Genomic DNA, 26,881 nt, shown 5'->3' on the forward strand with positions numbered 1-26,881 from the left:
TCATGCCTCCGCCGCTGGGGTGTCGGACGGTGCGGGCTCCAGCGGCTCGAGTTCGTCGGGCCGGAAGTAGTGGAAGCGGCCGTACCAGGTGTGCAGTTCGGATGCGGGATCGTCGTCGAGGGTGACGGCGAGGTGCACGCTGCCGTCCACGTCGTGGAAGACGGCGGCCACCTCGGCCGTCCGGCCGGCCAGGAACATGTCCTGCGCGTCCGCGCCGCGTCCCCGGGGGCGCAGCCGCACCCGGCTGCCGCCGCCGAGGCACACGCCGTCGACGAGCACGGTGTCGGTGGCCGGGGACAGGCCGTCGTCGCCGCCCTCCTGCCACCACGCCGGACGCTCGCCGGGCGGGGCGGCCGGGCGGGCCGGGGTGAGGGAGCGGACGGCGCCGTGCAGCCGGGCGAAGACCTCCGGCGGCATGGTGTCGACCCGGTCGAGGATCGCGGCGGCCCTGGGGTCGGTGGCGCGTGCCTCGCGCTTCTCCTCGTCCGTCAGCAGCATGGTGCGCAGGGTGAGGATCTCGTCGATCTCGGCCGCGTCGTGCAGGTCGCCCGGGCTCTCCGGTGCCACCTGCGGGTGGTCGGGCAGGATGATCGGCGCGGACAGCACGACGCGGGCGGTGGGCGGGTCGTCGCCGAGGACGGGGAAGGTGAACTCGTTGCGGCAGGCGCGGGCCTCGTCGTGCAGGGCGGCGGGCGGGTCGATCAGGGAGACGAACTCGACGCCGTCGCCGCCGATCAGCGTGTGGGTGGCGATGAACGCGCCGCGCAGGGCCTCGTCGCGCCCGGTCCGGGGGCTGAGGGCGACTCCCGTGTGGGTGGTGCGCACCTGGAGCCGGACCAGGTCGGGGGCGATCCGCTCGGCGGTGACGGTCACGGTGCCGCGCAGTTCCTCACGGACGCGCACCACGCGCCCGGCGTCCCCGGGCAGCGGTTCGGTGTCCGTGCCGCCGGGGGCGCCCACGCGGACGGTGGTGCCCTGGACGGCCCGCTCGTCGAGTCTCAGGGTGAGCGCTGCCTCGCGAGGCACGGCCTCGTCGAACGTCAGGTGCACGGTGCCGTCGCCGGTGCGAAGGGACGGCACGTCCCGGTGCGCGCCGTCCGGGCCGGTCTCCTGGACCTGTTTGCGCCGCATCTGCAGGAAGCGCAGCCGGACGTGCACCGACGCGTCCGGGCGCGTGGTGCGCAGCAGGCACTCGGTGCGCTGGTACCAGGAGTCGGCGGAGCCGGACACGGTCGGTGTGACGGGGCCGTCGGCCTCCACCCAGTCGCGGGGGAAGAGCACGCCGAACTGCCAGCGGACCCGGTTCTTGGCGGAGGACCGGCGGTACGGGTAGAGCAGGTAGCCCTCGTAGAGGACGGCGTCGGCGACGGCGCCGATCCGCTCGAAGTCCTCCTGGGGCGCGGTCGCCGTGACGGTGCTCGCCACCGGTCCGTCCGCCATCCTGCCTCCTCGGGTGCGGGTGCACGCGGATCCCTTCCACCACGGAAGCACCGCTCACCCGGCCTCGCCCCTCCGGCTCACTCCAGGAGGGGCATTCGGGTGACGCGGGGGCCGGCGGCCGGGGCGCGGCCCGATACCCACGGGAGCAACCGGCGGGCGGGGGAACACGTCTTCGTACGGGCGAGGGACCGTCCGGCTCCCCGCGACAGGAGGACGTGCACCATGAGCGACAAGGCACGGCGGCTGTTCGAAGCTCTCGACCTCGACGACAGCGGGACGCTGACCCGCGCGGAGGTCATCGTCGCGCTGCGGTCCAAGGGCCCTTCGCTGGCCGCGTCGGGGGATCTGCCGCCCTGGGGCCTGGGGGACGAGAACGCTTCGTCCGCGCTGTTCGACGCAGCCGACCTGAACGGCGACGAGGTGGTGACGCTGGAGGAGTTCGCGGCGGTGGTCGACCGCCGGTTCGGCTGGCGGGACCAGTGACGGCGGCGCCCCGCGCGGGATGACTCCCCGCGCGGGGCGCTCGGTCGTACGGCGGTACGGCGGTACGGCGGTACGGTCAGGCGAGTTCCACCAGCAGGTCGCCGCCCTCCACCTGCTGGATCCTGCCGATGGCGAGCCGCGCGACCCGGCCGGACTTCCCGGCGGTGATCGACGCCTCCATCTTCATGGCCTCGATGGTGGCGACCGTGGCGCCGGCCTCCACCTCGTCGCCCTCGCTCACCGTGAGGGTGACCACGCCCGCGAACGGGGCCGCGACATGGCCCGGGTTCGACCGGTCGGCCTTCTCCGTCACCGGGACGTCCGAGGCGGCGGCCCGGTCCCGGACCTGGATGGGCCGCAGCTGGCCGTTCAGGGTGGACATCACGGTGCGCATACCGCGCTCGTCGGCGTCGCCGACGGCCTGCAGCTCGATGAGCAGCCGCACCCCGCGCTCCAGGTCGACGGCGTACTCCTTGCCCGGCCGCAGGCCGTAGAAGAAGTCCTTGCTGTCCAGGACGCTGGTGTCGCCGTAGGAGTCGCGGTGCGTCTCGAACTCGCGCGTCGGGCCGGGGAACAGCAGCCGGTTCAGTGTGGCGCGCCGGTCCTTGGCCAGGCCCTCGCGGTCGTCGGCGCCCAGTTCCGCGACCGGCTTGGCCTCGGCGCGGCCCTGGAGCGCCTTGGTGCGGAACGGCTCGGGCCAGCCACCGGGCGGGGTGCCCAGCTCGCCGCGCAGGAAGCCGATGACGGAGTCCGGGATGTCGAAGCGGTCGGGCGACGCCTCGAAGTCGGCCGGGGAGACGCCGGCGCCCACCAGGTGCAGCGCGAGATCGCCGACGACCTTCGAGGAGGGGGTGACCTTGACGAGCCGGCCGAGCATCCGGTCCGCGGCGGCGTACATCGCCTCGATCTCCTCGAAGCGGTCGCCGAGTCCGAGGGCGACGGCCTGGGTGCGCAGGTTGGAGAGCTGCCCGCCGGGGATCTCGTGGTGGTAGACCCGGCCGGTCGGCGAGGCGAGGCCGGCCTCGAAGGGGGCGTAGACCTTGCGGACGCTCTCCCAGTAAGGCTCCAGGTCGCCGACCGCCTGGAGGTCGAGGCCGGTGGGCCGCTCGGAGTGGTCGGTGGCGGCGACGATCGCCGACAGCGACGGCTGGGAGGTGGTGCCCGCCATGGACGCCACGGCCCCGTCGACCGCGTCGGCGCCCGCCTGGATCGCGGCGAGGTAGGTCGCGAGCTGGCCGCCCGCGGTGTCGTGGGTGTGCAGGTGCACCGGCAGCTCGAACTCGCGGCGCAGCGCCGACACCAGCTTCGCCGCGGCCGGGGCCCGCAGCAGTCCCGCCATGTCCTTGACGGCCAGGACGTGCGCGCCCGCCTCCACGATCTGCTCGGCGAGGCGCAGGTAGTAGTCCAGGGTGTACAGGCGCTCCGACGGGTCGGACAGGTCGGAGGTGTAGCACAGCGCCACCTCGGCGACGGCCGTCCCGGTCTCCCGTACGGCCTCGATGGCCGGGCGCATCTGGGAGACGTCGTTGAGGGCGTCGAAGATGCGGAAGATGTCGATGCCGGTGGCCGCCGCCTCCTGCACGAACGCGTCGGTGACCTCGGTGGGGTACGGCGTGTAGCCGACGGTGTTGCGGCCGCGCAGCAGCATCTGCAGGCAGATGTTCGGCACGGCCTCCCGCAGGGCCGCCAGCCGCTCCCACGGGTCCTCGGCGAGGAAGCGCAGCGCCACGTCGTACGTCGCGCCGCCCCAGCACTCCAGGGACAGCAGTTGCGGCAGGGTGCGGGCCACCACGGGGGCCACGGCGAGCATGTCCTTGGTGCGCACCCGGGTGGCGAGCAGCGACTGGTGGGCGTCGCGGAACGTGGTGTCGGTGATGCCGATGGTCGGTGAGGACCGCAGCCAGTGCGCGAATCCCTCGGGGCCGAGTTCTGCGAGCTTCTGGCGGGAGCCCGGGGCCGGGTCACCGGCCGGGAGCGGGGGCACCTTGGTCAGCGGGTCGAGCAGGTCGGGGCGTTCGCCGTGCGGCTTGTTGACGGTGACGTCGGCGAGGTACGTGAGCAGCTTCGTGCCGCGGTCGGCGGAGTGGCGGGCGGTGAGCAGGTGCGGGCGCCGCTCGATGAACGACGTGGTGACCCGGCCGGCCTGGAAGTCGGGGTCGTCGAGGACCGCCTGCAGGAAGGGGATGTTGGTGGCCACGCCGCGGATGCGGAACTCGGCCACGGCGCGCCGGGCGCGGCCCACGGCGGCAGGGAAGTCCCGGCCCCGGCAGGTCAGTTTGACCAGCATGGAGTCGAAGTGGGCGCTGATCTCCGTACCGGCGTGGGTGGTTCCGCCGTCGAGCCGGATGCCGGAGCCGCCCGGTGAGCGGTAGGCGCTGATGCGGCCGGTGTCGGGGCGGAACCCGTTGGCGGGGTCCTCGGTGGTGATCCGGCACTGGAGGGCGGCGCCGCGCAGGGTGATCGTCTCCTGGGCGAGGCCGAGGTCGGCCAGGGTCTCGCCGGCGGCGATGCGCATCTGCGACTGCACCAGGTCGACGTCGGTGACCTCCTCGGTCACGGTGTGCTCGACCTGGATGCGCGGGTTCATCTCGATGAAGACGTGGTTGCCGTCCCGGTCGAGCAGGAACTCCACGGTGCCCGCGTTGCGATAGCCGATCTGCCGGGCGAAGCGGACGGCGTCGGCGCAGATGCGGTCGCGCAGCTCCGGGTCGAGGTTGGGCGCGGGAGCCAGCTCGATGACCTTCTGGTGGCGGCGCTGCACGGAGCAGTCCCGCTCGAACAGGTGGATGACGTCGCCCTGGCCGTCGGCGAGGATCTGCACCTCGATGTGGCGGGGCTCGACGACGGCCTTCTCCAGGAAGACGGTGGAGTCGCCGAACGCCGACGCCGCCTCGCGGGACGCCGCCTCGATGGCCTCGCGCAGCTGGGCGGGCTCCTCGACGCGGCGCATACCGCGCCCGCCGCCGCCGGCGACGGCCTTGACGAAGACGGGGAAGCCGACGTCGTCGGCGGCACGGACGAGTTCGTCGACGTCGGTGGAGGGCGCCGACGAGCCGAGCACGGGGACGCCGGCCTCGCGGGCGGCGGCGACCGCCCGGGCCTTGTTGCCGGTCAGCTCCAGGATGTCCGCGCTGGGGCCGACGAACGTGATGCCCGCCTCCTCGCAGGCCCGCGCCAGGTCGGGATTCTCGGACAGGAAGCCGTAGCCGGGGTAGACGGCGTCCGCTCCGGCGCGGCGCGCGGCGCGGACGATCTCCTCGACGGAGAGGTAGGCGCGCACCGGGTGCCCGGGCTGTCCTATCTCGTACGCCTCGTCCGCCTTCAGCCGGTGCAGGGAGTTGCGGTCCTCGTGCGGGAAGACGGCGACGGTGCGCGCGCCCAGCTCGTAGCCCGCGCGGAACGCGCGAATCGCGATCTCCCCGCGGTTGGCGACCAGCACCTTGCGGAACATTCTTGATCCCTTCGGCCGGAGACTGAGCACCCATGGTGTCGGGGCGATCGTTTCCACGCTATGTGAGCCGGGCCACTGAGGGGCGGCCCGGCACCGGCCGGCCGGCATGCCCGTACGCGAGGGACAGGACCGGCCCCGGGGGTGTCCGATGCCGCGAGCCAGGCATGAATTGTCGGATACGCCCTACTCTGTTCCTGAGCCTCCTGTCGTCGCGGGAGGTGTGAGCGAGGTGCCTCATGGCCGGCGCGATTGACCACGGTGTGCCGACGCACGGCGCGATCGGTGACCCGACGGGAGCGCTCACGTCCGCGACCGGCCACGCCGGTGTCTTCGGGGACCTGCTTCCGCTGGCCCTGTGGGTCGCCGACGGCGACGGGCTCCTCGTGGAGTGGTCGCTGGCCGCGCAGGATCTGCTCGGGCACACACCGGAGCAGATGCTGGGGCGGGACGCCAAGCTGGCGCTCGTCCCCGAGGAGAACCACCGGCTCGCGGACCGGCTGGCCGGCTCGGTGCGGACGGGCGCGGCGGTGGTGGCGCGGCTGCCCGTGCGCCACCGCGACGGCAGCCTCGTCGACATGGAGATGTGGCACTGCCCGATCCCGGACGCCCACGGCCGCACCGGCGTCCTGGCCATCGCGGCGGACACCTCCGCCGTGGAGGGGATGCGCGACGCGCTGGCGGCGCTGGAGGGGCTCTTCGAGCAGTCCCCCGTCGGGCTGGCGATGCTCGGACCCGATCTGCGGTTCCTGCGGGTCAACGAGGCGCTGGCCCGGATGGACGGTGTCCCGGCCGCCGACCACGTCGGCCGGAGCGTCACGGACGTCGCGCCCGGAGCTGCCGCTCTGGAGACGGTGATGCGAGGAGTCCTGGAGAGGGGCGAGGCGGTGGTGGACCACCGGCACACCTCGTCCGCCGCGGACCCGGCACGGCGGCGGACCTGGTCGTGCTCCTACGCGCCGCTGCTCGGCACGGCCGGCCGGCGGGTCGGCGTGATCGCCTCGCTGATCGACGTGACCCGTGAGCAGCGCGCCCAGCTGGAGGCCGGGCGGGCCCGGCGGCGCCTGGACCTGCTCGCGGAGGCGGGCGCGCAGATGGGCTCGACCCTGGATCTGCGGCAGACGGCCGAGGAGGTCGTCCGGGTGCTGGTGCCACGGCTGGCCGACTCCGCGGACGTCCAGCTGCTGGAGGAGACGCTCGCGCCCGACGAGACGGCCGCGTCCGCGCACGGGGTGGTCCGCCGGGCGGCCGCGTCCTTCACCGATCCGCTGGCACCGGCGGAACAGCTCGCGGTCGACATGATGCAGCAGGTCCCGCGCGGCTCGGTGTACGAGCAGGTCATCGAGGCCGGCCGGGCCATGAACCTGTATCTCGCCGACATCGGGCCGCTGATCCCCGCGCCGGAGGCCGAACCGCTGCGCGCGTACCTGCACGCCAGGGTGGGCTCGGCGCGGCTGGTGCCGCTGGTGGCCCGCGGGACGGTGCTCGGCGCGGTGATCGTGACGCGGACGAGGGACCGCGAGCCGTTCGACGACCAGGACACGCTGCTGATCGACGAGCTGATCGCGCGGGCGGCGCTGAACATCGACAACGCCCGCATGTACAGCCGGGAGCGGGACGCCGCGCTCACGCTGCAGCGCAGCCTCATGGACCCCTGTCTGCCGGACGTCGACGGCCTGGAGCTCACCGGTCGCTATCTGCCGGCCGGCGAGCACGAGGTCGGCGGGGACTGGTTCGACGCGATCGCCCTGTCGGGCGGGCGGACCGCGCTGGTGATCGGGGACGTGATGGGGCACGGCATCCACGCGGCGGCCGTCATGGGCCAGCTGCGCACCGCCGTACGGACCCTGGCGCGCCGCGGCACCGCCCCCGAACAGGTGCTGCGGTACCTGGACGCCGTCGTGGCCGATCTCGGCGAGAACGAGATGGCCACCTGTCTGTACGCCGTGCACGATCCGGTCTCGGGGCACTGCCTGATCGCCAGCGCGGGGCATCCGCCGCCGCTGGTGGCGGACCGGGGCACGGTCGCCTTCCTGGACGGCCCGGCGGGCCCGCCGCTGGGTGTGGGCCGGCAGGACTGGCGGGTGCAGCATCTGCGTCTGGAGCCGCGGAGCCTCCTGCTGGCGTACACCGACGGGCTGATCGAGACGCGGGGCACCGACCTGGAGCAGGGCATGGGACGGCTGGCGCGGGCGGTGCGCGATCCCGGCCGGCCGCTGGAGCGGATCTGCGACGACCTCCTGGCGGACCTCGTGCCCGGCACGGCCGACGACGACGTGGCCGTGCTCCTCGCGCGGGCCCTGCCCAGGTGAGACGGCACGGACCGGCCGTCACCCGACCGAGGCAGCCCGGCTGTCGTGATCAAGCACGGGGTGGACACTCGGCTGATACTGAGAGGGAACGCTGCAAGGCCAGGCATACGGAACGGCAGCAGCGCCCGTGCGCCGGGGCCTCGGGCCCCGCGTACGGCGCGAGATGGGTGGGCGATGCACGACACATCCCCTACGTCGCTCAGTGAGAGTCCGGAGGACCCGTTCTCGGTGCTCCGGTCCGCAGCGGCCGTGCTGGACCGGCGTGGACGGGTGGTGGCCTGGAGCGAGCAGGCGACCCGGCTGCTGGGGTACGGGGCGGACGAGGCGCTTGGCCGGCACGTGTGGGAGTTCCTGGTCGACGCCGGTGACGAGGGTGTCGTCGCGGAGGCCGCCCGCTCCTGTCTGCGGGAGCACGGCTGGTTCGGGCTGCTGCCCGTGCTGCACCGCTCGGGCCGCCGGCTGCACGTGGGGTTCCGGGCCCGGCGGGTGCAGCGGCTGGGCGGCGGGGACGAGTGGCTGCTGGTCGGCTCGCTCGCCCATGAGATCACCCAGTGGGAGATCGACCGAGCGGTGCTGGACGGCTTCTTCCTGCGCTCCCCGATCGGGGTGGTGGTGCTCGGGCCGGATCTGCGGGTGCTGCGGGTGAACCAGGCGATCGCCCGGTTCGGCGGGCTGCCGGCCGACGCCTACCGGGGCCGGCGCGCCGGCGAGTTCCTGCTCGGTCCGGTCGCGGACTGGGTGGAGGGCAAGCTCCAGGCCGTCCTGGACACCGGCCGGCCCCTGATCTTCGCGGAGCAGCGGTGCCGGCTGCTCGGCGAGCCCCACAAGGAGATCGTGATCTCCGTCTCCGCCTTCCGGATGGAGGACCCGACCGGCCGGGTGCTGGGCGTCACCGAGATCGTCGAGGACGTCACCGACCGCCACCGGGCCCGCCGGCGGCTCGCCCTGCTCAACCAGGCCGGCACCCGGATCGGCAGCACCCTGGACGTGGCCCGTACGGCGCGCGAGCTCGCGGAGGCGGCAGTGCCGGAGCTGGCCGACGCCCTCTCGGTGGATCTGCTGGAACCGGTGACGCGCGGCGAGGAACCGGAGCCGGACAGCATGGGTCCGCTGCGCCGGATGGCGGCCCGCGCGGTCCGGCCCGAAGGAGTGCGGCTGATGTACCCCGAGGGCCACCAGTTCTTCTTCCCGCCGGACACCGCTCCGCACCGCTGTCTGGCCGAGCGGCGGCCCGTGCTGCTGCCCGCCCTGGAGTCGGGCTCGGGCTGGATCACCTCCGAGCCGGAACGGGCCCGGCATGCGCTGGAGGCCGGTGTCCACTCGCTGATCGTGGTCCCGCTCGCCGCCCGCGGTGTGGTGCTCGGCGTGGTCTGCCTGTGGCGCTCGCAGCGGCCCGAGCCCTTCGAGGCGGACGACCTGACCCTCGCGGAGGAGTTCGCGGCCAGGGCCGCCGTCTGCATCGACAACGCCCGCCGCTACACCCAGCAGCACCAGGCCGCCGAGGCGCTGCAGCGCAGTCTGCTGCCCGGCGAGATGCCGGAGCAGCCGGCCGTCGAGACCGCGCACCGCTATCTCCCGGCGCGGGCCTCGACCGGGGTGGGCGGCGACTGGTTCGACGTCATCCCGCTCTCGGGGCTGCGCGTCGCCCTGGTGGTGGGCGACGTCGTCGGGCACGGCATGCACGCCTCCGCCACGATGGGGCGGCTGCGGGCCGCCGTGCACACCCTCGCCCATCTCGACCTGGCGCCCGACGAGGTGCTGTCCCGGCTGGACGACCTGGTGGACCACCTCGCCACCGAGCAGCGGCAGGCGGACGCCAACGCCCCCCAACTCGTGGGCGCCACCTGCCTGTACGCCATCTACGACCCGGTCTCCCGGCACTGCGCGATGGCGCGCGCCGGGCATCCGCCGCCGACCGTGCTGGGCCCGGACGGGGAGGTGCGGGACGTCGCCGTGCCCGCCGGACCGCCGCTCGGCCTCGGCGGGCTGCCGTTCGAGAGCGCCGAGTACGAGCTGGCGGAGGGCAGCCTGATCGCGCTGTGCAGCGACGGCCTGCTGCTCGCCGGCGACCGCGACATCGACGAGGGCCTGGACCTGCTGCGGACCACGCTGGCCGGCGCGTCACCGTCGCTGGAGCACACCTGCAAGGCGGTGGAGGACGCCATGCTGCCCGGCCGCCCCGACGACGACGTCACCCTGCTGCTGGGCCGCACCCGCGTCCTGCCGGACGGGAACGTGGCCACCTGGGAGCTGTCGGCCGAGCCGACGGCCCCCGGGGACGCCCGGGCGCTGGTGCGGGGCCGGCTGGCCGAGTGGGGCCTCGACGAGGAGCTGGCGTTCACCACGGAGCTCATCGTGAGCGAACTGGTCACCAACGCCTACCGGTACGCCGGCGGTCCCGTGCAGCTGCGGCTGATCCGGGACGGGCACCTGATCTGCGAGGTCTCCGACTCCAGCAGCACCTCGCCGCATCTGCGCCAGGCCAGCAGCACCGACGAGGGCGGGCGCGGCCTGTTCCTGGTGGCCCAGCTGGCGGAGCGGTGGGGCACCCGCTACGGCCGCAACCGCAAGACGATCTGGACCGAACAGCCCCTCACCGCGAACGGCGGCGCGCTGAGCCTGTGACCGGGTCCGGCGGTCTGCGAACTGCGGGCTGCGGGCTGCCGACTGCGGGCTGCGGACGCCGAGCTGGGGCCGCAGTCAGAGCTTGGCGCCGAAGTTCTGGGTCCACCACGGACCGCCGGGACCCTCGTGGACGCCGATGCCGATGTCCTTGAACGAGCAGTTGAGGATGTTGGCCCGGTGACCGGGGCTGTTCATCCAGGACTCCATCACGGCTTCGGGGGTCTGCTGCCCCATCGCGATGTTCTCGCCGTACGTGGACCAGCGGTAGCCGGCGGCCGTGATGCGCTGCCCGGGGTCGGCGCCGTCGGGGTTGGTGTGGTCGAAGAAGCCGCGGGCCGCCATGTCCTCGGAGTGCCTCTGCGCCGACTTGTCGAGCAGGGAGTCCTCGGCGAGGGGGCCGCATCCGGCGGTGGCCCGCTCCTTGTTGACCAGGGCGACGACCTGGGCGACCGTGCCGGACGGGGCCTCCTGCGCCTGGGGGGCGGCGGCCGCCTTGCGGGACGCCCGGGTGGGAGCCTGAGTGGTCGGCGCGGCCTGCTCCGTCTTCTTCGCGGACGCGGAGGGGGACGCCTTCTTCGAGGGCTTGGCGGACGCCGACGGAGACTTCGAGGCCGAGGCGGACGCGGACGCGGAGTCGGAGGTGTTGACCGGGCTGGGCTCGACGAGCTCGTCCGGTACGGCGGCGCCGGCTCCGCGCGCGGCGGCCGGTTCCTCCCGGCCGGTGCCGGGGACGGAGTCGAAGTACCAGAGGCCGCCGCCCGCCACGCAGGCGGCCACGACGGCGCCTCCGACGGCGCGGCGCCGGTTGCGGCGGCGCCTGCGGACCTCGCTGCGGGAGGCGGTCCGGCTGCCCGTGGCCCGATGCCCGCCGTGTCCGGTGGAGCCGAGCGTGGAGGCCGATCCGGCCGGGACCAGATCGGCGGCCGAGCGGACGCGGTCGAGCAGCGCGGGGGCCGCGGCCACCAACGCCAGTCCGGCGAGGAGTCCTTCGGCGGGCATCAGCCCGCTCCACAGTCCGGAACAACGCGCACAACCCCGGGCATGCCGGGCTATTCGCTTGCGCCACAGCGCCGAGGGACGGCCGTCCCAGGACGCGAGCAGGCCGTGCAGCTCCTCGCACCGGGGGCGCGAGTCGAGTGCGCGCACGACCACGCGGGCGGCCTCCAGCTGCGCCTTCATCCGCTGCACCCGTACCGCCGTGTGCTGCGGGGACAGCTCCAGCGCCTGCGCCACCTCCGCGCGGGTCAGCTCGCCGGCGCACTCCAGCCACCAAAGCGACAGCAGGCCCCGGTCGTCGGGCTCCAGCCAGCGCGTGGCGCGCGCGGTCTCCCGGCGCTGCCCGGACAGCTGGAGCCGCACCATGGTCAGGTCCACGAAGTCGGCGCCCGGGTCGGCGAGTTCCCGCGCCTCCTCCACCCCGCCGGGGGCGCCCTGCCGGGCGTGCCAGTGGGCGCGCACCTGGTTCATGGCGATCGCCACGAGCCAGGAGCGGAAGCTCTCGGGCGTACGCAGCCCGTCGAGGGCGTCGAGGGCGCGCAGCATGGTCTCCTGCACGACGTCGTCGACGTCGACGGAACCGTTCAGAGCACGGCCCACGATGTTGTAGACCAGCGGGAGGTACGCGCCGACCAGGGCGTCCTGGGCCTCCGGGTCGCCGTCGCGGGCAGCGGTGACCAGGGCCGTCAGTTCCCTCGTGCGCTCTGTACTCATCAATGCTTCCCTGTCCTCGACGCCGGACGGTGGTGTCCGATACCTGGGAGATCGCTCGGCGGGCCTCGGATAACGGTTCTTCGAGAAGATTTCGCCGGACCGTTCTCCGGACGGGGCTCGGTGGGACTGGAAGGTGTCGGACGGTTCAGGCCGCGCGCTGTCCGAGAGACTCACGAGCGCCGCCCGGACGCGCAATGGGCAACATCACACCGGGGGCGGAGTACACGGGAACGTCATCGAATCTCCCGAATGAGGCGGTCGGCAGCGCGGTTTCCGATATGCGCACCCGGCCGGGAGGGGGCCCGACGGGTGCGAACTACGCTGACCGCACACCGGCTTGCCGAGCCTGGACCCGGCAGCCCCTCGCACCCTGGGGAGCAGACCCGCTGTGACGCCCGACAGCTACTTCGAAGCCATCGACGACCGCCGCTACAAGCCGACGCCGCACGTGGGCGGCGCCTGGCACCGCGACGAGCAGCACTTCAGCCCGCTGGGCGGGCTCGTCGTGCACGCCCTCGACCGGTATCGCGCGGCGTCGCCGGACGACGGTCTGGTACTCGCCCGCATCAGCTACGACATCCTGGGCCGGCTCGCCGTGGACGAGTGCGAGATCGAGGTGGAGACGGTCCGTCCCGGGCGCACCATCCAACTGCTGGAGGCGGTCGTGCGGATCGCCGGCCGCCCGGTGCTGCGGGCCCGCGCCTGGTACCTGCTGGCCCTGGACACCTCCGAGGCCGCGGGCGGCACGGCCGACCCCCTCACCCCGCCCGGGACGCTAGAGCGGTGGCCGATGTCCGAGCTGTGGTCCGGCGGCTACATCGCCTCCCTGGACGTCCGTCCCGTCGCACCGCCCCGGGCGGGCCGGACGACGGCCTGGGTGTCCACGCCGCTGGACCTGGTGGCCGGGGTGCCCGTCAGCCCTCTCGCCTCGTATCTGGCGCTGGTCGACACCGCCAACGGCATCGCCGTCCTGCGGCCGCCGTCGGAGTGGATGTTCCCCAACGTCGATCTGACCGTCCATCTGCACCGGCAGCCGCGCGGCCGCTGGACCGGGCTGGACACCACGGTCTCCTTCGGCCCCTCCGGGCAGGGGCTGACCAGCACCGTCCTGCACGACGTCGACGGCCCCGTCGGCACCGCGCAGCAGATCCTCACGGTCCGGCCCCAGCCCGGGACTTGAGCCCCGCCGTGCCTCAGGCGCCGTCGCGGGGAGCGGTGGCGGGCGCGCGGGGCGCGGGTTCGGCGGCGCCGTGCCGGCGCTGGCGGCGCGTGTACTCGACGACGGCCCGCCACAGGTCGCGCCGGTCGACGTCGGGCCAGTGGTCCGGTGTGAAGTGGAGTTCGGCGTAGGCCGCCTGCCAGGGCAGGAAGTTCGAGGTGCGCTGCTCGTTGCCGGTGCGCCACAGCAGGTCGACGTCCGGCATGTCCGGCCGGGGCAGGTGCTCGGCGAAGTCCTTCTCGCCGATCAGGTCCGGGTCGAGCCGGCCGCTGCGCACCTGCCGTGCGAGGGCCGCGGCGGTCCGGGCGATCTCGTCACGGCCGCCGTAGTTGACGCAGGTCGTCACCGTCAGTCCGGTCCGGTCCCGCGTGCTGCGCTCGCGCATGTCGAGCAGGTCGACCAGGTCCTGCGGGAGGCTGTCGGCGCGGCCGTGCCAGCGCATCCGGACGTCGAGGTCCTCGAAGGGGTAGGCGCGGGTCTCCTGGCGCAGGAGGTCGAGGATCGCGCCGGTCTCCTCGGGGTCGCGTTTCCAGTTCTCGGTGGAGAAGGCGTACAGCGTCAGATGCCGCAGGCCGATCTCCAGGGCGCCGTGGACGACTTCGCGCACGGCGGCGGCCCCGGCGCGGTGCCCCTCGTGCCGGGGCAGGCCGTGGCGCTGCGCCCAGCGGCCGTTGCCGTCCATGATCACGGCCACGTGCGCCGGCATCCGGTCGGCCGGGATCTGCGGCGGCCGCTCCCCGCTGGGATGCGGTGGCGGGCTGCGGAAGGCCGGGCGGCGCAGGGGGCGGGGAGGGGCCGACGAGAGATGCGGCTCGACACAGCGCGCGGGCGGCGCCTGCACGGGGGTCAGGGACCAGGCGAGGGCCGCGCGCGCCCGGGCGGGGGCGAGCAGGCGGGCGGTGGTGAGCAGCGCGGGCCGGGGCCGGGCGCGCAGCAGGGCGGGGCCGGCGGCGTCGACGGCGTCGAGCTGGGCGAGCAGCAGGTCGGCCATGGCGCCGACGACCGTCGCGGGGCCGGGGTGCATCCCGCGGGTCAGCGCGGGCTGGGTCACCCACTGACGGCCGAGCTCCGTGAGGTGGGCGACCAGGTCGGCGACGGCGGGGCTCCAGCGCAGGCCGGCGAGGTCCTCCTCGGCTCCGGGGCAGCGGTCGAGGGCTTCGGCGGGCAGCAGGAGGTCGCCCTGCGGGAGGTCGGCGGACAGGTCGGTGAGGATGTCGGTGAGGCGCATCCCGTCGAGGAACCACTCGTAGGACTCCTGCCTGTCCAGGCGCAGGGCGACGGGCACGCCGGCCCGGTCGGAGAGGTCACGGACCTGCTCGAACCAGGGCAGCAGATTGCCCCGGCCCCAGGCGCGCCAGCCGCTCCAGTCGGTGAAGCGGCGGCCGTGCGCGTCGACCGCGACCTCGGTCATGGCGTCGTGCAGCCCGGTCAGGTCCAGTCGCCAGCGGGACGCGGTGTCCACCAGGGCACGGCGGACCGGGTCGGGGCTGGTCCCGGTGGTGAGTTCGCGCTGCAGGGCGTCGATCCACCGCCGGGTCCGGGCGGCCCGCTCACCCGCGGTCGCCGTACGGTCGTCGGCGAGGTCGTCGATGGCGTTGGCGGCGGCCCACAGGGCCCAGCAGGCGGGGCGCAGCGCGGCGGGCACGAGCTGGATCAGCGCGTACTCCGCCGGGTCCTCGCGCCGGGTGCGCTCGCGGCACAGCCGGTACGCCGACCGCAGCGCCGGGTCGTCACCGATCACCGCCGCTACGGATCTGGTCGAGCGGTGGGCCGTTCGCGGGGCGTGCCGCCGCCGGCCTGAGAAGGTGAAGAACACGCAGTTCCCAACGAGAGCGGCACGCCGAGGTTTTTCCGCCGCCCAACGAGGTCTGGGTGGGCGCGAGTTGTCAGGGCGGGCGGGAGGCGGGGGCGGCGGCCGGGGCCGCGGGTGAGGGGCGCGGAGGTCGGGCCGGGCGCGAGCCGAGGGCTTAGGGCAGTGGAGCCCGGGCCTGCACGACCTGTGACGGCGACACGCGCAGGGCAAGCATCCGCACCCTCACCGCACCGCACCGCACCCGTCGGCTGCGCGGTGCCGGGACGCCGTTGGCGCCGTGGACGCCGTGATCGACGTCGTCGCCGTGACCGCCGGTGTCGCCGTCACCCCGGTTCCCCGGGACGGACCCGTGTTCCCCAGCTCAGATCCAGCCCCGGCGTGTGGCCTCCATGGCCAGTTGGAAGCGGGTCTGCGCGCCGAAGCGCCGCAGGAGCCGGGTGATGTGCCGCTGCACGGTGCGTTCGCTCCACCCCAGGGCGCGGCCCGCCGACTTGTCGGTGGCTCCCGAGGCCAGCAGGGTCAACAGTTTCTCCTCCTCCGGTGTCAACCGCTCGGGGAGGTCCTCGGCCGTGGGCGGTGCCGACGGCCGGATCTGCACGCTCCGTTCCCACACCGCCTCGAACAGGGCGACCAGCGCGTCGAGCAGGGGCGACGGATGGATGACGTAGGAGGCGGTCACGGCGTTGTCACCGGGGCGCAGCAGGGGGAGCATGGCGATCCGTTCGTCGGATATCGCGAGCTTGGTCGGCAGTCCGGTGGCGATACGGGCCTGCTCCCCCAGGCGTATCCCCGCCGACACGTCCTCCAGCCACCCCGGTAGCTCCAGCACCGAACTGTCGTAGAGAACGCGGTACTTGACGCCCCTGGCGAGCAGTTCGAGCTCGACCGGGTTGGGTTCGGAGTGGCCGGCCGCCGCGGCGTACGGCGGGCAGTCGAAGCCCCGTACCTGCGTGCGGGTCGCCCGCTGCATCTGCGCCCAGTTCCGGTTGACCTCGTCGCGGCCGGAGATGACCTCCACGAGTTCACCGGGGTGCGCGAAGCGGCTGCCCGCGCGATACAGGGACATCAGTCCCGAGAGATGGGAGCGTACGCCGTTCAACGCCCGCTCCCGCTCACGCAGTACGGCCTCCAGGGCGCTGTCGGGCGGCAGCGCGGCATAGACGACGGGACGTCCCTGCGCGGTGGAGGCGAGACCGAGGTCGACCAGGGACCGCAGGGCCCGGGCGGTGACGCGCGGGGGGAGGTTGCAGTCGGCCGCGAGGTCGGCGGCGGTGGCGCGGGCCCTTCGGATCAGGGCGTCGTACACGGCTTCGTCCCGCTCGTCCAGGCCGATCGACTCGAGCACGGCGTGTGCCCTCCCTCCCTGTTGCCGACACCTGTCGTCTTCCTGCCGGCTGACGCAAAGTCGCCGCCGGACGATCTTGTCAGGAGTTCACGGCGGATGTCAGCGTTCTCGAGCCACGTGATCGGCTCGACCCCACGACGCGGACACGCGTCGCAGAAGGAGTGCCCCATGCCGCTCCCGGCCCGTCCGCCCCGCGGGCAACACCGGTACAGATCGCTGTTGTCCGTGCTCGGCATATGCGCCACCGCACTGACCGCCGCTCCTGCGATGGCGCAGGACTCCCCTCCCGGCCCGTCCGCCGCGGCGGCCGCCCGATCGAAGATCGACCCCGCGGTGCTCAAGCGGATGAACGCCGCCGAAGCACGCGGCGACGGACGCGTCGAGGCGGCCGTCGTCCTGCGCGCGAGCACCGCGAAGCTCGCCTCGGGCGCCACCGGCGCCGAAGTGCGCCGCGCACTCGCCCGGGACACGAAGACCGGCCAGGCACCGGTGACCGACCTGGTCGAGGCCCGGGGCGACCGGGTGCTCAACACGTTCTGGCTCAAGAACATGATCCTGGTGAAGGCCACGCCGGACACGCTGCGCGAACTCGCGGCGCTCTCCCCGGTCGAGCGGGTCATCCCCAACTTCACCCTGGAGACCCCGCCCGGTGAGACCGTGGACAAGGGCGCCAAGGCCGTCGCCCGTGCCACGACCGGGGCCACCACCTGGGGCCTGGCCAAGATAGGCGCCGACAAGGTGCGGTCCGACGGCAGGATCACCGGCGCCGGAGTCCGCGTCGCCGTCCTCGACACGGGCATCGACGCCGGCCATCCCGATCTCGCGGGCAAGCTGACCAGCGCCGACCCCACAGACCCCACCCACCCGGGCGGCTGGATCGAGTTCGACGCCGACGGCCGGCCGGTTCCCGGTTCCGTGCCGCACGACAGCGCGTACCACGGCACCCATGTGGCCGGTACCGTCGCCGGCGGTGACGCCTCCGGCACCCGCATCGGCGTGGCACCGGGCGCCGATCTGATGGGCGGGCTCGTGATCCCCGGTGGCCGCGGCAGCCTCGCCCAGGTCATCGCCGGCATGCAGTGGGCGATCGCCCCCTACGCCGCCGACGGCACCCCCGCAGGGAAGCCCGCCGACGTGGTCAGCATGTCCCTCGGCTCCGACGGCTACGCCGACGAACTCGTCGAGCCGGCCCGCAACATCGCGCGCGCCGGCATCTTCCCGGCGTTCGCCATCGGCAACGAGTGCCTCCAGGGCTCGGCCAGCCCCGGCAACGTCTACGAGTCCGTCTCGGTCGGCGCGACCGACGCCGACGACAACGTTGCCGACTTCTCCTGCGGCGAGGTCGTCCACAAGAGCAACTGGAGTGCGCCGCCCGCCGAGTGGCCCGACACCTATGTGGTGCCCGACGTCTCCGCCCCCGGTGTCGACGTCCTGTCGGCGCTCCCCGACGGCGGCTACGGCACGCTCGACGGCACCTCGATGGCGACCCCGCACGTCTCCGGGACCGTCGCCCTGATGCTCCAGGCCCAGCCGGACCTGACCGTCGACGAGGCTCTCGCCATCCTGTCCGGCACCTCCCACGCCGACGACCGCTACGGCACGCTGCCCAACCCCCGCTACGGCCACGGCCGTATCGACGCGTACGCGGCGGTGAACGAGGCCGCCCTGCGCAGCGGGGTCCGCGGCACGGTCACCGACGAGCGCAGCGGAAAGCCTCTGGCGGGCGTCACCGTGGCGCGCGCCGACACCGGCCGCACGGTCACCACGGACGCATCGGGCCGCTTCTCGCTCCGCCTCGCGCCGGGCACCCACGAACTGAAGCTGTCGCGCTTCGGGTACGTGGACACCACGACCCGGCAGCGGGTGCGCGCCGACCGCTACACCGACGTCGCTCTGGAGCTGACCCGCACCCGGTGGGCCACGGTCAGCGGGACGGTGACGTACGGCCCGACCGGGACGACCGTGCCGGGCGCCACCGTGACGGTCCAGGACGTACCGGACACGCTGTCGGCGGTGACCGACCGGAAAGGCCGCTACACCATCCACGACGTGCCCGCCGGTGAGTACCAGGTGGCGGCGACCGCCCCCGGCATCTCCCGGTCCCGGCCGCTGGCGGTGACCGTGGACGGCCGTTCCGGCGCCCGGCACGCCGATCTGGCGCTGCCCCGCCCGCCGGCCACCGAACGCGTGTCCGTGACGAGTCAGGGCAAGCAGCCGAACAGTGACGCCTGGTGGGCCGACCTGAGCGACGACGGCCGGGTCGTCGCGTTCGCCAGCCCCGCCTCCAACCTGGTGCCCGATGACACCAACGGCACGCTCGACATCTTCGTCGCCGACCGGGACAAGCAGACCACCGCACGCGTGTCGGTGGCCTCGGACGGCACCCAGGGCGACGACTTCTCCCTGACCCCGACGCTCAGCGCGGACGGCCGGTACGTCGGGTTCAGCAGCGGCGCCACCAATCTGGTGCCGGGCGACACCAACCGGGAGACGGACGCCTTCGTGCACGACCGGACGACCGGGGTCACGGAGCGGGTGTCGGTGGCCTCCGACGGCACGCAGGCGAACGGCCTGACCTCGGCCCCGTCGCTCAGCTCCGACGGGCGCTACGCCGTCTTCAACAGTGAGGCCGACAACCTGGTGGCCGGGGACACGAACGACACCACCGACGTGTTCCTCCACGACCGCAAGACCGGCACCACCGTCCGTGTCTCCGGAACGGCCGACGGCGCACCGGGCAACGGCCCCTCCCGGGAGCAGACCATCAGTGCCGACGGCCGGTACGTCGCCTACCAGAGCACCGCGGACAACCTCGTCCCGGGCGACACCGACGGCACCGCCGACATCTTCGTGTTCGACCGCCTGACGGGCACCACGACCCTGGTCGACGGGCCCGACGGCGCGAACACCGCGCCGCGCATCAGCGGCGACGGCAGCACGGTCGCCTTCGACAACGACTGGCGGCTCCTCGTCCACGACCTGCGCACGGGGAAGAACGAACGGGTCGACGTCGCCGGCGACGGCACCCCGGGCGACCAGTGGGCCTTCGCGCCCTCCCTGAGCGCGGACGGCACGAAGGTGGCCTTCTACAGCTACGCGTCCAACCTCGCCCCCGGCGACGCCAACGGGCAGACGGACGTGTTCGTGCGCGACCGGAAGGCGGGCACCACGATCCGGGTGTCGGACGGTCCCGACAAGGCGGGCGGGGACGGCATCTCCGCGCTTCCCGCCCTCAGCGGGAACGGGCGGTACGTCGCCTTCGAGAGCACGTCGGCGAACCTCGTCGGCGCCGACACCAACCGCCACTCGGACGTCTTCGTCCACGACCTGGTCGCCGGCCCCGAGGCCCGCTTCGCGCCGAACGACCTGTCGGTGACGCCGTCCCGGGCCCGCCCCGGGGCACCGGTGCGGGTGTCCGCCCGGGTGAAGAACGTGGGCGAGGCGAAGGGGACGTACACCGCGGTCCTGACGGTGGCGGGTGAGCCGGAGCAGCGGCAGGCCGTCACGGTCCGTCCCGGTGAGGAGGTGACGGTGCGGTTCACCGTCCGCCGCGACACCGTGGGCACCTACTCCGTCGGAATCGGCGCCCTGACCGGAGAGTTCGCCGTGCAGCGCTAGCGCGGCCGGCGGCTCCTGACGCGGCACCGACTGCCGCCCGCGACCATCGGTCGCGGGCGGCAGTCATGTGTATGTGGTATCGCCGACGCGGTCACGAGCTCCCCGTCCGCTCCGATATGGCGACCGCGCGCATAGCTCGACCGGAAACTATGGGGTCCTACCACATACGCCTCTGACCTGCCCGTTCCTACGGTGTGGCGACACGTAAACATCCCGTCGAACGTCAGGAAGTGGTGCCGATGTCGTCGCCCGCGACTGCTCCGCCCGCCCCGAACAACCTCAAGCGCATCGTCGCCGCGTCCCTCATCGGCACCACCATCGAGTGGTACGACTTCTTCCTCTACGGCTCCGCCGCCGCCCTCGTCTTCAACAAGCTGTTCTTCCCCGAGGAGGATCCCCTGGTGGGCACCCTCCTCTCCTTCCTCACCTACGCCGTGGGCTTCGCGGCCCGGCCGCTGGGCGCACTGGTCTTCGGGCACTACGGCGACCGGCTGGGCCGCAAGAAGCTGCTCGTGCTGAGCCTGCTGATGATGGGCGGGGCCACCTTCGCGATCGGTCTGCTGCCGACGCACGCGAGTGTGGGCAGCGCGGCCCCCGTGCTGCTGACGGTCCTGCGCCTGGTGCAGGGCTTCGCGCTGGGCGGCGAGTGGGGCGGTGCGGTACTGCTGGTGTCCGAGCACGGGGACGCGCGCCGGCGCGGCTTCTGGGCGTCGTGGCCGCAGACCGGGGCGCCCGCCGGGCAGTTGCTGGCGACCGGTGTGCTCTCGCTGCTGACCGCGGTGCTGTCGGAGAGCGCCTTCGGCAGCTGGGGCTGGCGGGTGCCCTTCCTGCTCTCCGGCGTGCTGGTGATGGTCGGTTTGTGGATTCGTCTCTCTGTCGACGAATCCCCGGTGTTCAAGCAGGCGTTGGCGCAGGCCGAGGCCCGCAAGAGCTCCGCGGCCGCCACGGCGGAGAAGATGCCGCTGGTCGCCGTGATGCGCCATCACTGGCGGGACGTACTGGTGGCGATGGGCGCGCGCATGGCGGAGAACATCAGCTACTACGTCATCACCGCGTTCATCCTCGTGTACGCCACGACGTCGGCCGGCGTGTCCAAGCAGACCGCGCTGAACGCGGTGCTGATCGCCTCCGCGATCCACTTCGCCGTGATCCCGGCCTGGGGCGCGCTGTCCGACCGGCTCGGCCGCCGTCCCGTCTACCTGATCGGCGCGGTCGGGGTGGGCCTGTGGATGTTCCCCTTCTTCTCCCTCATCGACACCGGCGGTTTCGGCAACCTGCTCCTCGCGGTGACCGTGGGCCTGGTGCTGCACGGCGCCATGTACGCGCCGCAGGCCGCGTTCTTCTCGGAGATGTTCGCGACCCGGATGCGCTACTCCGGTGCCTCCATCGGCGCCCAGTTCGCCTCGGTCGCGGCGGGCGCGCCCGCTCCGCTGATCGCCACCGCGCTGCTGAAGGAGTACGACAGCTCCACGCCGATCTCCCTGTACGTCATCGCGGCCGCGCTGCTGACGGTGGTCGCCATCGTCGTGGCCAAGGAGACCCGCGACCGGGATCTCACGGACCTCGATCCGTCGGACGGACAGGTGCCCGCCAAGGCCCCGGCGGCCGGCGCGCCCCTCGTCTGACACGGTCGACGCCCTGTCGGGCCGGCCCCCGTACCCCGCACGCCGGGGGTACGGGGGTCAGCGCCGTGCGGGTCCGGATAGGCGGTGCAGCCGCAGCGCCAGCTGGATCTCCAGGGCGCGGGCCGGGCTCTGCCAGTCGTCGCCGAGGAGACGGCCGACGCGCTCCAGGCGCTGGGCGACGGTGTTCACATGGACGTGCAGGTCGTCCTTGGTGCGGGCCGGGCTCATCCCGCAGGCGAAATAGGCGTCGAGGGTGCGCAGCAGGTCGGTGCCGCGGCGTTCGTCGTAGGCGACGACCGGGCCGATCGTGCGGCCGACGAAGCCCGCGACGTCCCGGTCGCCGGCGAGGAGCAGTCCGAGGAACCCGAAGTCCTCGGCGGCGGCGCCGTCCCCGGGGCGGCCGAGCAGCCGCAGGGCCTCCAGGCAGCGGCGGCCCTCCTCGTAGCCGGCGGCCACGGCGTCCGGGTGGGCGGCCAGGTCCTCGACCGGGGCCGACGCCCCGACGGTGACCGCCTCGTGGACGGCCGTGCCCAGGTGGCGAGCGGTGCGGCGGGCCAGAGCGGTGGCGGTGTCGTCCCCGGTGAGGGGGAGCAGGAGCACCGTGCCGCCGTCGCGGGCGGCGGCCAGGCCGTGCCGGGTCGCGGCGAGGTGGGAGGCGGCGGACCACAGGCGCCGGCGGGCGTCCGCCTCCTGTTCGGCGTCGGCGGCGACGGCGTCGAGGCGGGCAGCGAGGACGACGTGCCGGGCGTCGAGGTCGGCGTGCAGCCGGGCGGCGCGCTCGCGCAGCAGGCGCGGGTCGCGGTCGCGGGCGTCGAGCAGGTCGTCGAGCAGTTCGCCCCGGACGCGCTGCTCGGCCTCGGCGGCGGAGCGCCGGGCGAGGAGCAGCAGCGAGGTGACGGTCGCCGCCCGCTCCAGGGTGCTCTGGTCGACGGGGTCGAGGCCGGGCTGACCGCGCAGCACGAGGGCGCCGAGCAGTTCGCCGCCGGCCACGACCGCCGCGATCCAGTCGTCGCCGTACCGGACGGCGTGCCCCTCGGCGCGGGACGCCTCCAGGGCGGTGGCCGGGACGGCGGTGGCCTCGGTGAAGTCGACGGTGCCGTCGAGCACTTCGGAGACGGCGGCCGCCACGTCGTGCACCCCGCCGCCGTGCAGCACGAGCTGCGCGAGCCGGTCGTGGACGTCGGAGGCCCGCTCGATGACTCCGCTGCGGTCCCGGATGATCTCGTTGGCCCGCTCCAGGTCGGCGAGGGCCGAGCGGGTCTCGGAGAGCAGGTTGGCCGTGTCGATGGCGGCCGCGGCGAGCGCGGCGAAGGAGCCGAGCAGCGCGATCTGCTCGCGTTCGAAGACCCGGGCGCGCCGGTCGGCGGCGAAGAGGACGCCGATGACGTGGTGCCCCAGCGTCAGCGGGACGCCGAGGATGGCGACCAGTCCCTCGTCGCGGACCCCGGCGTCGATGGCCAGGGTGTGCTGGAACCGGTCGTCCTTGAAGTAGTCGTCGGTGACGTAGGGACGGGCGGTCTGGGCGACGAGCCCGCCGAGGCCCTCCCCCATGCCGAGCCGCAGCTGCTGGAAGCGGGCCGCGACCGAGCCTTCCGTCACTCTCATATAGGTGTCGCCCCGGGCCGGGTCGTTGAGGCTGAGGTAGGCGACGTCTGTGCCGAGGAGGGACCGCGCGCGCTGCACGATGGCCTGGAGGACGGCGTCGAGGTCACGCAGCCCCGCGAGGTCGTGGGCGGTCTCGAAGAGGGCCGACAGCTCGGCCTCGCGTCTGCGCCGGCCCTCCAGCTCCGAGCGCACGCGCAGCGCGAGCAGCTTGGCCTGTTCCAGGGCGACGATCTGCTCGGTGGGCCGGCCCTCGGCGCGGGCGAGCAGCACCGGCTGCTCGTAGGCGTCGGCGGACGCGCCCCTGGCCAGCAGTTCGAGATACGGGGTCTCGGCACCGGCCGGGGGCGCTCCGGCGGCGGAACGCTCGGTGGGCTGCACGTGATCGCGGGACATGCCGACAGGATTGCTCATCGCACCGCCACCTCGTCAGCCCTGTGGACAACTCCGGTTTCCGCCGGTCCGGGGCGTCGCCGTGCCACGGCTCAGTGCGCGGTCCAGCCGCCGTCGATGACGAGCGAGGTCCCGGTGACGAAGGACGCCTGCGGGGTGCACAGGTACGCCACCGCCTCGGCGACCTCCTCCGGTTCGATGAGCCGCTTGACCGCGCTGTCCTGGAGCATCACCTCGGCCAGGACCCGCTCCTCGGGGATGCCGTGCGCCCGGGCCTGGTCGGCGAGCTGCTTCTCGACCAAGGGGGTGCGCACATAGCCGGGGTTCACACAGTTCGAGGTCACCCCGTGGGAGGCGCCCTCCAGGGCCGCGACCTTGGACAGGCCCTCCAGCCCGTGTTTTGCGGCCACATAGGCCGACTTGAACGCGGAGGCGCGCAGCCCATGGACGGAGGACACGTTCACGATCCGGCCCCAGCCCTGCCCGTACATATGAGGCAGGGCGCCGCGGATGAGCCGGAACGGCGCCTCCAGCATCACGGTGAGCACGGTGTGGAAGGTGTCCGGCGGGAACTCCTCCAGGGGGCGCACCAACTGGAGCCCGGCGTTGTTCACCAGGACGTCGGTGTCGGCGGCGGCCTGCTCGGCGGCGGCGAGGTCGGTGAGGTCGAGGACGTGGGGCTCGACGGCACCTCCCAGGTCCTGGGCGTGTTCGGCGAGCGACTCCAGGCCGGCCGCGTCCCGGTCGACCGCTCTGACCTTGGCCCCCGCGGCCGCGAGCCGGAGCGCGCAGGCGCGCCCGATGCCGCCGGCGGCACCGGTGACCAGGGCGGTGCGCCCGCCGAGGTCGAGCGGGGAGGGCGGGGTCGAGCCGTGGGCGGGAGGGATGCTGGGCGGGGTCATGGGCTCGACCCTAGGCAGCGCCCTCCCCCGGCCACATATGGCCGCGGCCCATACTTCAGTCGGATTCCATAGGTTCGAACCACGTGGGTTCGTCGGCCAGGGCTTGTTTGATCCGGAACAGCTGGCTCTCCTTCATCCGGGGCAGGGCGTCCACCTCGAACCAGCCCACCTCCAGGGACTCGTCGTCGTTCACCCTTGCCTCGCCGCCGAGCGCACGGCAGCGGAAGGTGATGTCCATGAACTGGCACATGTCGCCGTTGGGGTAGGTGACCTCCTGGCCGGACCGGACCAGGACGACCCGTTCGGCGACGCACCGGACGCCGGTCTCCTCGTACACCTCGCGCACGGCGGCGGCCGCGGGCTGCTCGCCCGGTTCGGGGATGCCGTTGACCACCGTCCACTGCTGGTTGTCGGCCCGCTGCCCGAGCAGGACCCGCCCCTCGTCGTCGAACACGACGGCGCTGACGCCGGGGAGCCACAGCAGCTGGTGTCCGGCGGCGGCGCGGATCGTCCGGATGAAGTCAGGAGTAGCCATGCCCCGACCCTAACGGCGCCGCCCCCGCCCCCGGGGGCGCCGGGAGCGGGGGCGGGACGGAGAAAGGTGCGGTCAGGTGGTGCGGGCGCGCCGGGCGCGGACGCCTGCGCCGATCGCCCAGCCGAGTCCGCCCGCGGCGACCAGCACCAGGGCGATCTCGGGCAGGACGCCGAGCCGGGTGGCCGGGGTCTCGGTGGAACGCAGCGGCACCTTCTGGACGAGGGAGTCGGCGACGAACATGCCGGTCCGCTGGGTGATGGTCCCGTCCGGCATGATGATCGCGCTGACGCCGCTGGTCACCGGGACGGTGACGGTCCGGCTGTGCTCGACGGCGCGCACCCGGGACATGGCGAGCTGCTGGTAGGTCATCTCGCTGCGGTCGAAGGTGGCGTTGTTGCTGGGCACGGAGATGATCTGCGCGCCGTCCTCGACCTCGGAGCGCACCGCCCAGTCGAACGCGGCCTCGTAGCAGGTGACGAGGCCGACCCGGGTGCCGGCCATGGTGAACACGCCCGGTTCGCCGCCGCGGCTGAAGTCCTTGCGGACCATCGAGGTCCAGTCCTCGTTGATGGCCCCGACGAGCGAGCGCAGTGGCAGGTACTCGCCGAAGGGCTGGATCTGCCGCTTGTCGTAGGTGTCCACGGGCCCCTTCTCCGGGTCCCACAGGATCTGCTCGTTGAGCAGCCTGCCGTCCCGTTCGACGACACCGCCGACCGAGACGGGCACGCCGATCGCCTTGGCGGCCGTGTCGATGACGGCGCGGGCGTCGGCGTTGGCGAAGGGGTCGATGTCGGAGGAGTTCTCCGGCCACAGCACGAAGTCGGGCCGGGGGACCTTGCCGGCCTTCACCTCGGCCGCCAGGCGCTCGGTCTCCCGGGCGTGGTGGTCGAGGACGGCCCGGCGCTGGGCGTTGAAGTCGAGGCCGGCGCGGGGCACGTTGCCCTGGACGACGGCGACGGTCGCGGTGCCGTCCTGCGCCGTGTCACCGACCAGGGGCCGCGCGGCCAGGGCGCCCACCACGGGCACGGCCACGCTCAGCAGGGCCACGGCCGCGGCGGGTCGCCGTACCGTCCGGGTGCGGCGGCCGTCCACGGCGAGCCGCACGACCTCGTACAGGCCGAAGCCGCACAGGACCACGGCGAAACCGAGCACCGGGGTGCCGCCCACGGCGGCCAGCGGCAGGAAGACGCCGTCGGCCTGGCCGAACGCGATCTTGCCCCAGGGGAAGCCGTTGAACGGCGCCCGCGCGCGGGCCGCCTCTCCGGCGATCCAGAGGGCGGCCGCCCAGAGCGGCGAGCCGGGGAGCTTCGACACCGCGGCGATCCCGGCGCCCACCAGCGCCACGAAGACCGCCTCGATGGCCACGAGCGCGAGCCAGGGTCCGGGACCCACCTCCACACCGGTCCACACCAGCAGCGGCAGCAGGAAGCCGAGGCCGAACAGGTAGCCGAGGCCGAGTCCCGCCTTCCAGGTGCGGCCGCGCAGCACCCAGCCGAGGCCGGCGAAGGCAGGCACGGCCAGCCACCAGAGGGTGCGGGGCGGGAAGCTGACGTAGAGCAGCACTCCGGAGAGCGCGGCGGTGAGGGCCGGAACCAGACGCATGAGCCGTGCCGCGCGCGGCGAGGGCGCGATCGGCGGCTTGAGCTGGTCCGACTCGTCCACGGAGGTAGCGGTGACGGTCACTCCCGGAGTGTACGGCGGCCGGGCGCGCGGCCGACAGCGCGGCCGGGGCGGCGGGCGGCCCACCGGCCTGGCGCGCTCCCCCGCCGCCGGGCCGGCTTCCGTGCATCTCGGCGGATGACCCGTGCACG

General features: G+C 73.7%; 15 protein-coding genes. 6 read left to right on the forward strand and 9 right to left on the reverse strand.

The genetic code is table 11. The annotated features are described in order from the left end of the window. Positions 1-1,440 carry a hypothetical protein gene (locus tag ADL34_RS02620; RefSeq protein WP_062669829.1) on the reverse strand — a complete coding sequence of 480 codons (1,440 nt, stop codon included), beginning with the start codon at positions 1,438-1,440 and terminating at the stop codon, positions 1-3. Positions 1,441-1,662: 222 nt separating this feature from the next. Here ADL34_RS02620 and ADL34_RS02625 point away from each other — a divergent pair, with 222 nt between their 5' ends. After that, positions 1,663-1,923, forward strand: a complete 261-nt coding sequence (locus tag ADL34_RS02625) for an EF-hand domain-containing protein (protein ID WP_062669831.1) — start codon at positions 1,663-1,665, stop codon at positions 1,921-1,923. Positions 1,924-1,999: 76 nt separating this feature from the next. Here ADL34_RS02625 and ADL34_RS02630 read toward each other — a convergent pair whose 3' ends face one another. After that, positions 2,000-5,374, reverse strand: coding sequence for a pyruvate carboxylase (locus ADL34_RS02630; RefSeq protein ID WP_062669833.1), 3,375 nt, complete (start codon positions 5,372-5,374; stop codon positions 2,000-2,002). A 236-nt stretch (positions 5,375-5,610) separates the two neighbouring features. Between ADL34_RS02630 and ADL34_RS02635 the strand changes: the two genes are divergently transcribed. Together ADL34_RS02635 and ADL34_RS02640 are read left to right on the forward strand one after the other, a co-directional pair. Then, entirely contained in the window at positions 5,611-7,683 is a 2,073-nt protein-coding gene (locus ADL34_RS02635; RefSeq protein WP_079034285.1) for a SpoIIE family protein phosphatase, read from the forward strand. A 174-nt stretch (positions 7,684-7,857) separates the two neighbouring features. Further along, positions 7,858-10,308: a SpoIIE family protein phosphatase gene (locus tag ADL34_RS02640; protein WP_062669835.1), complete on the forward strand. Its 2,451-nt coding sequence runs from the start codon at positions 7,858-7,860 to the stop codon at positions 10,306-10,308. Positions 10,309-10,383: 75 nt separating this feature from the next. Here ADL34_RS02640 and ADL34_RS02645 read toward each other — a convergent pair whose 3' ends face one another. Then, complete coding sequence (locus ADL34_RS02645; protein ID WP_062669837.1) at positions 10,384-12,018, reverse strand: sigma-70 family RNA polymerase sigma factor; 1,635 nt, start codon at positions 12,016-12,018, stop codon at positions 10,384-10,386. A 388-nt stretch (positions 12,019-12,406) separates the two neighbouring features. Here ADL34_RS02645 and ADL34_RS02650 point away from each other — a divergent pair, with 388 nt between their 5' ends. Beyond that, the gene (locus ADL34_RS02650; RefSeq protein ID WP_062669839.1) at positions 12,407-13,198 is read left to right on the forward strand and encodes a thioesterase family protein; all 792 of its coding nucleotides are present in this window, start codon (positions 12,407-12,409) and stop codon (positions 13,196-13,198) included. Positions 13,199-13,211: 13 nt separating this feature from the next. Here ADL34_RS02650 and uppS read toward each other — a convergent pair whose 3' ends face one another. Both uppS and ADL34_RS02660 read right to left on the reverse strand, forming a co-directional pair. Continuing rightward, positions 13,212-14,978, reverse strand: a complete 1,767-nt coding sequence (gene uppS / locus ADL34_RS02655) for a polyprenyl diphosphate synthase (RefSeq protein ID WP_062669841.1) — start codon at positions 14,976-14,978, stop codon at positions 13,212-13,214. Between the two features lie 433 nt (positions 14,979-15,411). Further along, positions 15,412-16,395: a helix-turn-helix transcriptional regulator gene (locus ADL34_RS02660; protein WP_062669842.1), complete on the reverse strand. Its 984-nt coding sequence runs from the start codon at positions 16,393-16,395 to the stop codon at positions 15,412-15,414. Between the two features lie 225 nt (positions 16,396-16,620). Between ADL34_RS02660 and ADL34_RS02665 the strand changes: the two genes are divergently transcribed. Both ADL34_RS02665 and ADL34_RS02670 read left to right on the forward strand, forming a co-directional pair. Further along, positions 16,621-20,013 (forward strand): S8 family serine peptidase, encoded by a 3,393-nt coding sequence (locus ADL34_RS02665; RefSeq protein WP_234374934.1) that lies wholly within the window; start codon positions 16,621-16,623, stop codon positions 20,011-20,013. A 239-nt stretch (positions 20,014-20,252) separates the two neighbouring features. Further along, complete coding sequence (locus tag ADL34_RS02670; RefSeq protein ID WP_062669846.1) at positions 20,253-21,638, forward strand: MFS transporter; 1,386 nt, start codon at positions 20,253-20,255, stop codon at positions 21,636-21,638. Between the two features lie 57 nt (positions 21,639-21,695). On the opposite strand, the gene ADL34_RS02675 is transcribed toward ADL34_RS02670, so the two are convergent. The 4 genes from ADL34_RS02675 to lnt all read right to left on the reverse strand — a co-directional run bounded on the left by ADL34_RS02675 (position 21,696) and on the right by lnt (position 26,753). Then, the gene (locus ADL34_RS02675) at positions 21,696-23,636 is read right to left on the reverse strand and encodes a helix-turn-helix domain-containing protein (RefSeq protein WP_062669848.1); all 1,941 of its coding nucleotides are present in this window, start codon (positions 23,634-23,636) and stop codon (positions 21,696-21,698) included. Between the two features lie 89 nt (positions 23,637-23,725). After that, complete coding sequence (locus ADL34_RS02680) at positions 23,726-24,535, reverse strand: 3-hydroxybutyrate dehydrogenase (protein WP_062669850.1); 810 nt, start codon at positions 24,533-24,535, stop codon at positions 23,726-23,728. A 55-nt stretch (positions 24,536-24,590) separates the two neighbouring features. After that, positions 24,591-25,070, reverse strand: a complete 480-nt coding sequence (locus tag ADL34_RS02685; protein ID WP_062669852.1) for an NUDIX hydrolase — start codon at positions 25,068-25,070, stop codon at positions 24,591-24,593. A gap of 72 nt (positions 25,071-25,142) precedes the next feature. After that, positions 25,143-26,753, reverse strand: a complete 1,611-nt coding sequence (gene lnt / locus ADL34_RS02690) for an apolipoprotein N-acyltransferase (protein WP_062669854.1) — start codon at positions 26,751-26,753, stop codon at positions 25,143-25,145. Positions 26,754-26,881 lie beyond the last annotated feature (128 nt).

The organism is Streptomyces sp. NRRL WC-3605 (assembly GCF_001509795.1).
Classification (GTDB): domain Bacteria; phylum Actinomycetota; class Actinomycetes; order Streptomycetales; family Streptomycetaceae; genus Streptomyces; species Streptomyces viridochromogenes.